Here is a 12,965-nt window from a genome sequence, read left to right as displayed (position 1 = left end):
GCACCGGAGTGCAGGGGGTTTTTTACCATCCCCCCTGCCCGGCCAAGGCCGGGCGAGAGGACACCGGGGTCGATTACGAAACGATGACCAGGGTGTTGTTGGTGGCGCTGAACGACGAGTGGCTCAGGTCAACCAGACCGGTGATCTTGACGATGATGTCGCTGCCGTTGACGAAGGCCGAGGCATTGTTGCTCACGTTGTCGATCACGTAGGTGTTGCCACCCACTTGGAACCACGATACGTCACCGGTGTCGGTCGAAGCGATAGCGGCGTTGGCGTAATCCTGGAACACAGCGGTATCAGCCAGCGAGACTTTCGACGCATTGAAGTCAACTGCCGAGGCAGCAAACTTGATGATGTCGCCGGCGGTCAGGTCGGTGATGGTGGCGTAGCTGTTGACGTTGGTGGTGGCAGCGGCCACGTTGAACGTGTCGTTGCCAGCGCCGCCGGTCAGGGTAGCCAGGTTGCCGCCCACGATCAGGGTGTCGGCGCCAGCGCCACCGTTCAGGGTGTCGCCATTGCCGGCCGCGGTCAGGGTGTCAGCAGCGGTACCACCTTTGATGGTTTCAGCCACGGTGCCGTTGGTCGAAGCGACCAGCTTGCCGGTCAGGGTCGACGCGTCCAGCGAGGTCAGCGCGACTTCCGCTGCCGCACCGGTCAGGGTGACGTTGGCGTTGCCGGTCACAACCACCGACTTGACCGAGTCAGCGTCCAGGCTCAGGGTGTGGGTGTTGATGGTCGACGCGGTGGTGTCGGTTGCGGTGATGTTGATGGTTTCAACGTCCGCAGCTTTCAGGATACCGAAGTCGGTGTTGGCGCCGTTTTTCAGTACCACGTTCAGCACGTCAGCGGTACCGGTAGCGTCAGCCAGTTGCACGTCGACCGTGCTGGCTGCGTCGCCAGCGGCGGTGGTCAGCTCAACGGTGCCGGCGGCAGCCAGGTTCTTCAGGGTTTCGGTCACGCCAGCAGCGGCACCAGCCGAGATGACGTAGCTGATGTTGTCCAGGTTGGCCAGGTCAACGGTCAGGTCGGCGGCAGCCTGGTTCAGGCCCAGCTTCTCGAAGCCGTCGAACTTGGTTGCGAAGGTGTTGGTGGTCGAGTTGGTAGCAGCAACGCCCGAGTCCAGCACCAGGGTGTCGGTGCCGTCGCCGCCCGACACATTCGCGCCCAGGGTGGCGGCGGTGAATGCGGTCAGGTCCAGGGTGTCGTCGCCGGCGCCCAGGGCGATGGCTTTGGTCACGGTGGTGCTCGACACGGTCACGGTGTCCTTGCCGGCGCCGCCGGTGAAGGTGCCGACGGTGCTGTCGATGCCGATGCTGCTGTCGCCGGTGGTAGCCGAGGTGTTCACGCTGGTTGCGGTAGCGGTGATCAGGTTCAGGCCAGCCGAGCCGGACACGGTAACGGTTTTCAGCGCGCCCAGGGTGGTCGCACCCAGGTCAGCCACGCCAGCACCCGACACGGCCAGGGTGGTCACGCCAGCGCCGGTCAGCACGAAGGCCGAATCCGAGGTAGCGGTCAGGTTCAGGGTGGTGTAGGCGGCGCCCAGAGCGATGGTGCCAGCGGCGTCCACGCCCAGGTTGTCCACGGTCAGGCCCAGGGTGGTGGCCGCGGTGTTGACGACGGTCACGTTCTGGTCGGTGTTGGCCACGTTCAGGGTGGTCAGCTTGTCCGAGGTGATCGAAGCCGCGCCGGTGCCATCCAAGGTAACGGTGGTCAGCTTGCCGCCAGCGTCGTCGTTGATGGTCACTGCGCCGCCAACCACGCCCAGCACGCCTGCAACGGCGTCAATGGCGGCGGTGCCGGCCACGGTGGTGCCAACGGTAGGCGCGGTGGCGGTGCCGTTGTCAACGTCGATGGTGGCGTTGGTGCCGGCGGTTTTCTCGGTGAACACCACTTTCGAGGTGGTGCCGCTGGTGACAACCGCGCCCGACGAGAAGTTGGTCAGTGCGCCGGTGTAGATACCGTTGCCGGCGGCAGCCGAACCTTGACCAGCGCCAGCAGCGATGCTAGCGAAGGCGGCAGCGACTTGCGCCGCGGTCAGGGCTTTCGAGGCGGTGAAGGTCAGGCCGTCGATGATCACGGTCTGGCCGGCGGTCATGGCAGCGAAGGTCACTTCGGTGGTTTGCTTGACAGCAGCCACGGCGTCAACGGCGCCGACGGCGGTCGCAGCAGCGGTTTGCACCACGGTCACGGCGGTTGCCTTGCCGCCGCCGATGTCCACGGCGCTCTGGGTGATGGTGTGGCCGGTGGTGTCGGTCGCGGCAGCGGTCGCGTCCGAGGTCGCGGTCTGGATCACGGTGACGGTCGAGCCGCCATCGATGGTGATCGCGCCCAGGGTCGCGTCAGCGCCAGCGGCAGCAGCGCCGATCGAGGTCACGTTCACCGCGCCGGTGGCTTTGGTCACCTGGCCGATGTCGATGGTGCCAGTGCCAGCGCCCGAAGCGGTGACCGACACGGTGGTGCCGCCGTCAACGGCGATGTTGCCGGTCGATTGCTTGGCGTCGTTCACCGAGATCGCGCCCTTGGCACCGGTGGTGGCGCCCAGGGTGATGTCCACGCCGGTGCCGCCGGCGGTGGTGACCGACTGGGTCGAGCCGCCGTCGATGGCGATGTCGCCGGTCGCGCCGGTCACCGACACGGCGGTGGTGGCGGCAGCGGTGATGGTGGCGGTGGTCGCCTGGGTCACGGCGATGTTGGTCAGGCCGGTGATGCCGGTGGCCGCGGTCTGGTCGAAGGTGATGCCAGCAGCGCCGCGGAACGACAGGTTCTCAACATTCTTGATGACCAGGCCGCCTGGCAGCGAGGTCAGGGCGTCCAGCGCCAGCACGTTCAGGGTGTCGGTGCCTGCGCCGCCGTCGATCGAATCCAGCGCGTTCAGGGTGTCGCCGGTGGCGCCGCCCTGGGTGTAGGTACCGTTGAAGGTGTCGTTGCCGTTGGTGCCGGCGACGGTTTCAACCGCGACGGTCAGGTTGGCGGTGGTGCCGCCGATCGAGCCGGTCAGAACGGTGCTGACTGCGGCCAGCACGGTGGTCTGGTAAGCAGCCACGTCGGTCGAAGCGGTCACGTCCTTCAGCAGGCCGGTTGCGGTGGCAACGGCAGCAGCGGTCGAGTAAGCGTTGATTTTTTCTGGGGTGTCCAGGGCGGTGGTGAAGGCGGTTGCCACTTTTTGCTTGTTCAGCACGGCTTGCGCGTCCAGCAGGCCTTGGGCCGAGGTGTTGCTCAGGGCGCCTTCAGCGATGGCCAGCGCGGCGTTGGCGCGGCTCAGGGCGCCGGTTGCCAGGGCGTTGTACCAGAAGTCCCAGCCTGGGCCCAGATCTGGGGTGCGGCCGATCACGTTCTGGAATACCGCTACCAGGAATTTCGAAATGCCGATTGGGCTGTTGTCGGTACCGTACAGGGCGGTCGATTCGGCCGACGACGAGAAGCTGTTGATCAGCGCGTTCAGAGCAGGATTGCTACCCGATTGCACAGCGGCATTCAGTTCGGTGATGGTCTTCGGTGCACCCATTGCATCCAGCTGGGCTTCGAAGTTTTGCAGACCGAAGTAATCGGCTGGACGGCCGAAGTATGCAACGTACAGCTGTTGTACCACTGCTGCGTAGTCTTGTGCTGCCATGATTTGTAATCCTTTAAGTATGGTTTAAACCGAAAATTCTGCCGCCCATGAAACAAACAGCGCTGTCTGCAACGTGGGCACCTTTTTTGCAGAAGTGCGAAGTATATTGCCATACTAGGGATACGATGTTGTGACGGGCGTCACAAAACGCAGTTTTTTGTGCCGGAAACCACGGTTTTTTACACAATGTTGCAAGTGCCTTGCTCAAATAATGTGCAAATTCGTGGTAAACGCAATTTTTGGTGAGAATTGACCCGGCTAAAATCGGGACATTTAAAAAACAAAACGCAGGCAAAAAGCCTGCGTTTTTAAATCCCTTATTTAATTAACGCATCTGCTTATTATCTTTTCCACGAGGTCGCGCCAATCACCGTGGTATTCGGATAGGTGGTGTTCTTGAATATATAGGCCGCCTCCTCCACATTCGGGCCCGAGAGGAAGCCGCGGATCTGGGTGGCCGAGCTGGCGCTGTTGCTCATCACGCCCTTGTAGTCGACCACGCCGCGGCCGGAAATATCGTATTTATCGGCGCCGGACGATATCCCCAGATCGGTGGTAAATGAGCGATCCACAAAGTTAATACTCAGCTTGCCAGTGTCGACCACCGCGCGCATTTGTGCCGCGCCGGGCTTCTGCACATAGGCTTCGCTATTGGCCAGATTAAACGCCACCGTGCCTTCGGTCGGCATCACCAGCGTCGCCCCATTGCTGCGGGCAATGGCATAGTCGCCGACGAAGATTGGCGTTTCGACATTGTTATTCTTGATCGCCGCCGGCATCACGGCGGCACCGGCCACGCTGGTCCAGCGCCCCCAGAACACTTCCTGCGCCTTGGGCGGCAGCGGCGCGGGCGGCGGCGGCTCCACTACCACGGGTGGCGTCACGACCGGCGGCTCGACCACCGGCGGCGTCACCACCACCGGCGGCGGCAGCGCACTGTCGACACCGTTATTACCGGTGGACTGGCCGGCCGGCCGCAGCGCGTCCAGCGACAGGTCCGAACGGCGCGGATCGAGGTTGACCTGGGCCGGGGCCAGCACGGCCGCCTGGGTGACCTTGCCGACCGGCTCGTCCGCGCGCGGCTTCTCGCTCTGGTCGGGCGCCAGCGCCGGATTGTTCAGCAATTGCGGCGTCTGCTGGCCGCGCTGCACCTGCAGCAGCAGCCCGGCCTGGCCGGCGAACAGTTCGCGGCTGGCCCGGCCCTCGCACGGGCCGACGCCGGACGCCACGCAGCTGTCCGAGAACGGGCTCATCACCACGCCGCCGGACATCACCTGCACGCGCGAGGTCTGGCTGTCGGTGTACACCACGAAGTCGGTGCCGCGCACGCCGATGGCGGCCACCGGGGTGTTGAAGCGGAAATTCTGGCGCGCCTGCTTGACGCCGTGGCCGGAAATGGCGCGCGCCACCCCCTGCGACAATTCGAGCTTGACGCGGGTATTGCCGGGATTTCGCTGATCGATCTGATACGCCACCACCCGCGCCTTGCTGTTGGGGCGCAGGATCAGGAAGCCGCTGTCGACCGTCTTGACATAGATATAGCCATCCGCGCCGGTGGTCAGGTCGTCGCCTTCCTGCACGGCGGCGTCCAGCACAGCCGCGCGCCCGCCAACCTGGGTTTGCCCGGTGACGAACACCACCCGTCCGGCCTCGGCCGCGAAGGCCAGGCTAGCGGACAACAGCAGGGTGGCGCCGATGGTATAGTTGCGTAACATAAATTTCTCCTTATGCCGTATTGTCCGCTGAATCCGGCATAATTCCGTGATCGGCGTCACATATTACAACTATTACAGTCTGTTACAAAGGCGGGGAGACAGGCTACTCCCGCCGCGCCGATGCGGTTATACTAGTGCTTTTAGGCATGTTGTATTTATAGCAGCAATCCCCTCCGGCGTGCCGGTTTTCATCTTTGCCCATGACAAGACCGGTCCACCACAGCGCCAGACTCACCACCCTGCTATTGCGCAGCCTGATTGCCGGCGCGGCCATCGCGCTGTGCCTGCTGCCGCAGTTGCCCGCCGCGCCCGCCTGGTGGCACGCCGGCGACGAGTGGCTGCGCGACCGCTTCCTGCGCCTGCAGGCCAGCACCCAGCCCGACAACCGCATCCTGGTGGTCGACATCGACGAAGCCAGCCTGGCCGAGCAGCCGTGGCCGTGGCCGCGCGGCCGCCTGGCGGACCTGATCGAACTGCTGCTGGGCGCCGGCGCCAGGGGCGTGGCGCTCGACATCCTGCAGGAAAAACCGGGCGACCCGGGCGGCGACGCGCGGCTGGCCATGCTGGCCCGGCACGGCCCGCTGGTGCTGGCGCAAATGTTCGACTACGTGCCGCGCCGCCACCCGCTGGCGGCCGGCCAGCTGGGCGGCGGCCAGCCCGCGCCCACGCCGGGCGCGGCGCTGGTGGCCAGCGGCTACCTGGCCAACCATGCCGGCCTGGCCGGCGCCCGGCACATCGGCAACATCGGCTTTGTGCCCGACCCGGACGGCATGCTGCGGCGGGTGCCGATGAGCACCTGGTTCCAGGGCCGCAGCTACCCCACCCTGTCGCGCGCCCTGCTCGACTGCTGCGCCGGCGGCCCGGCCCTGCCGCCCCCGGCCGGGCCGATGCGCGTGCCCTACCGCCGCAGCCTGGCCGCCTACGACGTGGCCAGCGCGCGCGAGGTGCTGAACGGCGCGCTGGCGCCGGCCGACGTGGCCGGCCGCCTGGTGCTGATCGGCTCCTCCTCGCTCAGCATCGGCGACCGCGTGGCCACGCCGCTGGATGAATCCATGCCCGGCCTGGCGGTGCACGCGGCCATGCTGAGCGCCCAACTGGACGCCCAGGCCGGGCTGGCGCCCGCCCCCTGGCCGGGCCGCCTGCTGGCCGTGCTGTACACGCTGGGCGTGGTGCTGGGCGTCAGCTACGCGCTGCCGCGCCTGTCGGCGGCGGCCAACACCGCGCTGCTGATGGGCGGCGCGCTGCTGTGGCTGGGGCTGGCCTACCTGATCACCCCGCACGACCCGCTGCTGGCGCCGGCCGCGCCGCTGCTGTCCATCCTGTTGCTGCTGACGCTGGCCGTGCCCTTCCACTGGCAGCAGGCGCAGCAACGCTCGCGCCAGCTGCTGGGCACCCTGCGCCAGTATGTGGCCAAGGACGTGGTGGACGAGCTGTTGCGCAGCGACCTGCAGGACCCGCTGGCGCCGCGCCTGCTGCAGGTGACCACCCTGATCGCCGACATGCAGGGCTACACCGGCCAGGTGGAATCGCTCTCGCTGGACGAGGCCGCCCGCCTGACCACCGACTTCCTCGACTGCCTGACGCGCCCGGTGCTGGCCATGCACGGCACGCTCGACAAATACACCGGCGACGGCCTGGTGGCGTTCTGGGGCGCGCCGCTGCCCAACCCCGAGCACGCCGACCTGGCGCTGGACGCGGCCCGCCAGATCCTGCAGGAAGTGGCGCGCTTCAGCGCCCGGCGCGCGCAGCGCGGCCTGGCGCCGCTGCGGGTGCGCATCGGCATTGAAAGCGGGGCCGCCATGGCCGGCGACTATGGCACCAGCGCGCGCAGCATCTACACGGCGGTGGGCGACAGCGTCAACACGGCCGCGCGCCTGGAGCAGGCCGCGCGCGACTTCCCGCACGACGTCATCATCGGCGCCGGCACGGTGGCGCAAGCGCGCCGCCACCGCTTCATCGCGCTGGGCGAGCACCACCTGCGCGGCAAGGAAAAAGCGCTGCAGCTGTACACGCTGGCGCCGGAGGCGGCCGCGTGAGCGCGCGCTGGCGCCCGCTGCTGCCGGCCCTGCTGCTTGCGCTGGCGGCAGGCACGACCGCGGCCGCGGACCGCGACGCCGCCGCGGACGCCCCCGCGGCGCAGGAGGAGCTGTACCAGGCCGCCTTGCGCGCGCTGGCCGAGGGCCGCCCCAACGAGGCCACCGAAATGCTGTCGCGCCTGATCGAGCAGCAGCCGCGCCACGCCGGCGCCTGGCTGGAGCTGGCCATCACCCAATGCGACCTCGGCAACGCCGACGAGGCGGAACGCCTGTTCCGCCAGATCGAGCAGCGCTTCAACCCGCCGCCCGGCATCCTGGAGGTGATCGCCAACCACCGCGCGCGCGGCTGCCAGCGCCTGGAAAGCGTGCGCCCGGCCTCGTGGCAGCTGGCGCTCGGCCGCGGCCACGACAGCAACGTCAACCAGGGCACCTACAACTCCAGCTTCTCCATCGGTGGCGCGCCGGGCGAGCTGACGCCCGAATTCCTGCCCCATCCGGACAGCTACCAGGTGCTGAGCGCGTCCTACGTGCGCCCGCTGAACGCGGTCGGCACCATGGCCATCGTCCAGTTGTACGACCGCCGCAATGACCACGAGCACGGCCAGGACAGCGCCTCCGCGCTGGCCGGGATCGAGCATGCGTGGACGCTGGGCCGCTGGCGCGCGCGCGCCACCGGCGCCTACAGCGCCATCACCCTGGACGGCAAGCTGTACCAGCGCCAGGAGCAGGCGCAGCTGCGCGCCTCGCCGCCGCTCACGCTGCCGGACAAGCTCGATTTCGCGGCCATGCTCAACCTCAGCCACGTCAACTATCCCTCACGCCCGGCCTACGACGGCAACACCGTCGAGCTGGGCGGGGTGCTGAGCTACCGCGGCAAGGCCGACCAGGGCCAGTTCATCGTCAGCAAGCTGCACGACAACGGCAGCAGCGAACGGCCCGGCGGCAACCGCGACGGCTGGTACGCCAGCGCCCAGTGGTACACCGTGCTGGGACGCGACCTGTACGGCGAGGCGGCGCTGAGCCAGCAGTCCTGGCGCGGCAGCAGCGTGTATGCGCCCGACCTGGTGGACATCGTGCGGCGCCAGCACACCACCAGCGCGCGCGCCGCGCTGCAGTGGTATTTCCGCCAGAATGTCAGCCTGCACCTGGAGGGCCGGCTGGTGCGCAACCGCGAGAATATCTCGCTGTTCGAATATAATAGCCGCGCGCTGCAACTGAGCTTGCGCTGGGATAATTTCTGACCGCCCTGCCGCGCGCGACCGCCGACCCCATGACCACGACCAAGAAAAAACAAGCCGAGGCTATTGCCGACGAACTGGTGACCACCGCCCCGCCGGGCCCGGCGGGCGCCGACCCGGCCCTGGAACCGGGCCAGGTCAATCTGCAGGTGCACCTGCGCAAGATCCCCCTGCTGGCCGAGCTGAGCGAGGAGGAAATGCAGCGCGTCAAGGCCGACATGCGCATCCGCCAATACGCCAAGCGCGAGGTGGTGCTGCAAAAAGGCGCCTCCGGCGACAGCCTGCTGTTCCTGCTGAGCGGTTCGCTGCAGGTGGTGGACATCACCGAGGACGGCCGCGCGATCGGCCTGCGCATGCTGGCGCCGGGCGACTTCTTCGGCGAGATCGCCGTCATCAACGGCTCCATGCGCTCGGCCTCGGTGGTGGCGCTGACGCCGGTGCTGGTGGCGCTGCTGCCGCGCCAGACCGCGCTGCACCTGTTCGCCCACTCGCCGTCGGTGGCCAACCACATGCTGCGCTTCCTGGCCGCCAAGGTGCAGCGCGATTCGGAATTCCGCGCCCTGCTCAGCATCCACAACACCTCGCGCCGCATCTACACCTTCATCGACCTGCTCAAGGAAAAGAAGGAGGGCGACCTGCACGTGGTGGAGAACCTGCCGACCCACCAGGACATCGCCAACATGATCAACACCAGCCGCGAGACCGTGACCCGGGCGCTGCTCACCCTGACCCAGCAGGGCATCATCAAGAAAGGCACGCACCGCCTGATCATCGTCGATCCGGAAGCGCTGCAAAAACTGGCCCAGCCGTGAGCCGGCGGCCCGTGTGCAACCACTTGTAACACGGCCGGGATTGCCTTTATCACCATGGTATAATCGGCGCCTTTTTTACTCTCCGGCGAGCGCCTGAAGCGGTGCCGCGCACGGTCGCTGGCCGCGCCGCCGGGTCTTGCCCAGATGATCGACACTGCAATCCAACCAGCGGCCGCCCCCGGCGACGGGAGCCGCCCATGATGGCCGCCATGCTGGGCGGCGTGTGGCGCTACCGCGGCTTCATCGCCGGCAGCGTGCGCCGCGAATTCCAGGGCCGCTACCGCAACTCCCTGCTGGGCGCGGCCTGGACCGTGCTCAACCCGCTGGCCATGATCGTGGTCTACACCGTCATCTTTTCCCAGGTCATGCACAGCCGCCTGCAGGGGGTCGACACGCCGTTCGCCTACAGCGTCTACCTGTGCGCCGGCGCCCTGACCTGGGGCCTGTTTGCCGAGATCACCTCGCGCAGCCAGGGCGTGTTCATTGAAAACGCCAACCTGATCAAGAAACTGCAGTTTCCCCGCATCTGCCTGCCGATCATCGTGGTGCTGAACGCCGGCGTCAACTTCGCCATCATCTTCGGCCTGTTCACCGCCTTCCTGGTGGTGTCGGGCACCTTCCCCGGCTGGGTCTACCTGGCGCTGGCGCCGGTGCTGCTGGTGATGGTGCTGTTCGCCATCGGCATCGGCATGATCCTCGGCGTGTTCAACGTGTTCTTCCGCGACGTCGGCCAGTTCTACACCATCCTGCTGCAGTTCTGGTTCTGGTTCACGCCCATCGTCTATCCGGCCAGCGCGCTGCCGCCCGAGATCCGCGCCCTGCTGGGCTGGAACCCGATGGTGGCGGTGGTCGGCGCCTGCCAGACCATCCTGGTCAACGGCCAGCTGCCGCAGTGGCGCAGCCTGCTGCCGGTGACCGCGCTGGCCCTGCTGTGCTGCGCGCTGGGCCTGCAACTGTTCCGCAAGCGCGCCGGCGAAATGGTGGACGAACTGTAATGGGCAGCATCCTCGTACACGGCCTGGGCAAGGCCTACAAACAATATGCGCACCGCTGGAGCCGGCTGGGCGAATGGTTGCTGCCATGGCGCGGCCCGCGCCACCAGCTCAAGTGGGTGCTGCAGGACATCAACTTCACGCTGGCGCCGGGCGAGGCGGTCGGCATCATCGGCATCAACGGCGCCGGCAAGAGCACCCTGCTCAAGCTGATCACCGGCACCACCCAGCCGACCACCGGCCGCGTCAGCATCAGCGGCCGCGTGGCCGCGCTGCTGGAACTGGGCATGGGCTTCCATCCGGACTTCAGCGGCCGCCAGAACGTCTACATGGCGGGCCAGCTGCTGGGCCTGTCCGTGGACGAGCTGCACGCGCTGATGCCGGAAATCGAGGCGTTTGCCGAAATCGGCGACTACATCGACCAGCCGGTGCGGGTGTACTCGTCCGGCATGCAGATGCGGCTGGCCTTCAGCGTGGCCACCGCGCGCCGCCCCGACGTGCTGATCGTCGACGAGGCGCTGTCGGTGGGCGACGCCTATTTCCAGCACAAGAGCTTCGAGCGCATCCGCGCCTACCGCCAGCAGGGCACCACCCTGCTGATCGTCAGCCACGACCGCGCCGCCATGCAATCGATCTGCGACCGCGCCATCCTGCTCGACCGCGGCCGCCTGGCGCTGCAGGGCACGCCGGAGGAGGTGATGGACTACTACAACGCCCTGATCGCCGAGCGCGAAGGCGCCACCGTCGAGCAGGTGCGCACCGCCGAGGGCCGCGTGCAAACCACGTCCGGCACCGGCCAGGCCAGCGTCACCGCCATCACGCTGGAAAGCCAGGACGGCGCGCCGCTGGAGGTGGTCAACGTCGGCACGCCGGTGACGCTGAAAGTGCGGGTCCGGGTGCACGCGCCGCTGCCGCGCCTGGTGCTGGGCTATATGATCAAGGACCGCCTGGGCCAGCCGATGTACGGCACCAACACCCACCACATGCGGCAGGCGCTGGAGCAGGTCCGGGCCGGCGAGACCATCGAATACCGCTTCCGCTTCCCGCTCAACCTGGGCCCCGGCAGCTATTCGATCACCACCGCCCTGACCAGCAACGAAACCCACCTGGCCGACAACTACGAGTGGCGCGACCTGGCGCACCTGTTCATCGTCATGAACATGAACCGGCGCGAGTTCGTCGGCAGCAGCTGGCTGGAACCCGAAGTGGAGATAGTGCGATGAGTTTTTACCGGGCCTTCGAAGACCGTTACCGCGGCAGCCGCGCCACCATCACCGGGCGCCTGCGCGCCTACCAGCCGTTTGTGGCGCCGCTGGCCGCCGAGGGGCGGGCCGACGCGCTCGATCTCGGCTGCGGCCGCGGCGAGTGGCTGGAACTGCTGGGCGACTACGGCCTGCGCGCGCGCGGCGTCGACCTCGACGACGACATGCTGGCCGCCTGCCGCGAACGCGGCCTGCAGGTCGAGACCGGGGACGCGCTGGCCGCGCTGCGCGCCGTCCCGGATGACAGCCTGGCGCTGGTGTCGGCGTTCCACCTGGTCGAGCACATCCCGTTCGACATGGTGCGCGCGCTGATCGCCGAGGCGCTGCGCGCGCTGCGTCCGGGCGGCCTGCTGATCCTGGAAACGCCGAACCCGGAAAACCTGGTGGTGGGGGCGTCCAGCTTTTACATGGACCCCTCGCACCTGCGGCCGATCCCGCCGCCGCTGCTGGCCTTCGCCGCCGAACACGCCGGCTTCGCGCGCCACCAGATCGTGCGCCTGCAGGAAGCCGCGCAGCTGCACACCGACGCCCGCATCGGCATGATCAGCGTGCTGGAAGGCCCGAGCCCGGACTACAGCGTGGTGGCGCAGAAGGCCGCGCCGGCGCGGCAAATGGCCGCGCTGGACGCCGCCTTCGCCACCGAGTACGGCATCGCGCTGGCGCCGCTGGCGCAGCGCTACGACCAGCAGCTGGCGCACGAGAACGCCGAACTGCACCGCGCGCTGGGGCGCCAGGCCGAACGCCTCGACGCCGAGCACGCGCGCCACCAGGCCGAGCAGGCCGCCGGCGCCCGGCGCCTGCGGCAACTGGAGCAGCAGCAGCAACAGCTGGAGCAACGCCTGCGGCAGACCGCCGAGCACCTGCATGAAACCCAGCGGCACCTGCACCACGCCTCGGTGCTGCTGCAGGAAACCACCCACAAAGCCGACGCCATGGGCCAGCTGGCCGCCGACCTGCTGGCCAGCACCTCGTGGCGCATCACCGCGCCGCTGCGCGCCGCCGTCACCTTCGGCCAGCGCGCGCGCGGCTGGGCCAGGCGCAAGGCGCGCGGCGCCGTGCTGGCCGGCGGCCGCTGGGTGCTGCGCCATCCGCGCCTCAAGCGCGTGCTGCGCGCCGCGCTGACGCGCCTGGCGCCGCGCCTGCAGGCGCGCCTGCTGCGCAGCATGCTGCACGCCAGCGCCGCCACCCCGGCGCCGCTGCGCCAGGAAGAGGCCGGCGTGCTGTCGCCGCGCGCCGCGCGCGCCTACCAGGAACTGACCAGGGCGGCGCAACAAGCCGCCAGCAAGGAATAAGC

The 12,965-nt window shown here is 67.8% G+C and carries 8 protein-coding genes; 6 read left to right on the top strand and 2 right to left on the bottom strand.

What is annotated here, in order from left to right:
• Positions 1-73 precede the first annotated feature (73 nt).
• Both FHW83_RS04475 and FHW83_RS04470 read right to left on the bottom strand, forming a co-directional pair.
• Entirely contained in the window at positions 74-3,616 is a 3,543-nt protein-coding gene (locus tag FHW83_RS04475) for a DUF4214 domain-containing protein (RefSeq protein WP_176645162.1), read from the bottom strand.
• 341 nt (positions 3,617-3,957) lie between these two features.
• A complete protein-coding gene (locus FHW83_RS04470; RefSeq protein WP_176645161.1) occupies positions 3,958-5,331 on the bottom strand; it encodes a FecR domain-containing protein in 1,374 nt (457 codons plus the stop codon).
• A 200-nt stretch (positions 5,332-5,531) separates the two neighbouring features.
• Between FHW83_RS04470 and FHW83_RS04465 the strand changes: the two genes are divergently transcribed.
• The 6 genes from FHW83_RS04465 to FHW83_RS04440 all read left to right on the top strand — a co-directional run bounded on the left by FHW83_RS04465 (position 5,532) and on the right by FHW83_RS04440 (position 12,963).
• Entirely contained in the window at positions 5,532-7,367 is a 1,836-nt protein-coding gene (locus FHW83_RS04465; protein ID WP_176645160.1) for a CHASE2 domain-containing protein, read from the top strand.
• On the top strand, positions 7,364-8,608 hold the full coding sequence (locus FHW83_RS04460) for a tetratricopeptide repeat protein (RefSeq protein ID WP_176645159.1): 1,245 nt from the start codon (positions 7,364-7,366) through the stop codon (positions 8,606-8,608). Before FHW83_RS04465 ends, FHW83_RS04460 begins: the two co-directional genes overlap by 4 nt.
• 29 nt (positions 8,609-8,637) lie before the next feature.
• On the top strand, positions 8,638-9,417 hold the full coding sequence (locus tag FHW83_RS04455) for a Crp/Fnr family transcriptional regulator (protein WP_176645158.1): 780 nt from the start codon (positions 8,638-8,640) through the stop codon (positions 9,415-9,417).
• 200 nt (positions 9,418-9,617) lie between these two features.
• Positions 9,618-10,412: an ABC transporter permease gene (locus FHW83_RS04450; protein ID WP_176645562.1), complete on the top strand. Its 795-nt coding sequence runs from the start codon at positions 9,618-9,620 to the stop codon at positions 10,410-10,412.
• Positions 10,412-11,632, top strand: coding sequence for an ABC transporter ATP-binding protein (locus FHW83_RS04445; protein WP_176645157.1), 1,221 nt, complete (start codon positions 10,412-10,414; stop codon positions 11,630-11,632). Before FHW83_RS04450 ends, FHW83_RS04445 begins: the two co-directional genes overlap by 1 nt.
• Positions 11,629-12,963: a class I SAM-dependent methyltransferase gene (locus FHW83_RS04440; RefSeq protein ID WP_176645156.1), complete on the top strand. Its 1,335-nt coding sequence runs from the start codon at positions 11,629-11,631 to the stop codon at positions 12,961-12,963. The genes FHW83_RS04445 and FHW83_RS04440 overlap by 4 nt, the downstream gene beginning before the upstream one ends.
• Positions 12,964-12,965: the final 2 nt, after the last annotated feature.

The organism is Duganella sp. SG902, from assembly GCF_013376005.1.
GTDB lineage: Bacteria > Pseudomonadota > Gammaproteobacteria > Burkholderiales > Burkholderiaceae_D > Rugamonas.
Note: the sequence above shows the minus strand (reverse complement) of the source record. Positions and strands in the feature narration are given on the sequence as shown.

Excerpts from the sequence above, each read along its gene's own strand:
- FHW83_RS04475 (WP_176645162.1), bottom strand. The coding sequence starts at position 3,616 with ATGGCAGCACAAGACTACGCAGCAGTGGTACAACAGCTGTACGTTGCA.
- FHW83_RS04470 (WP_176645161.1), bottom strand. The coding sequence starts at position 5,331 with ATGTTACGCAACTATACCATCGGCGCCACCCTGCTGTTGTCCGCTAGC.
- FHW83_RS04465 (WP_176645160.1), top strand. The coding sequence starts at position 5,532 with ATGACAAGACCGGTCCACCACAGCGCCAGACTCACCACCCTGCTATTG.
- FHW83_RS04455 (WP_176645158.1), top strand. The coding sequence starts at position 8,638 with ATGACCACGACCAAGAAAAAACAAGCCGAGGCTATTGCCGACGAACTG.
- FHW83_RS04450 (WP_176645562.1), top strand. The coding sequence starts at position 9,618 with ATGGCCGCCATGCTGGGCGGCGTGTGGCGCTACCGCGGCTTCATCGCC.
- FHW83_RS04445 (WP_176645157.1), top strand. The coding sequence starts at position 10,412 with ATGGGCAGCATCCTCGTACACGGCCTGGGCAAGGCCTACAAACAATAT.
- FHW83_RS04440 (WP_176645156.1), top strand. The coding sequence starts at position 11,629 with ATGAGTTTTTACCGGGCCTTCGAAGACCGTTACCGCGGCAGCCGCGCC.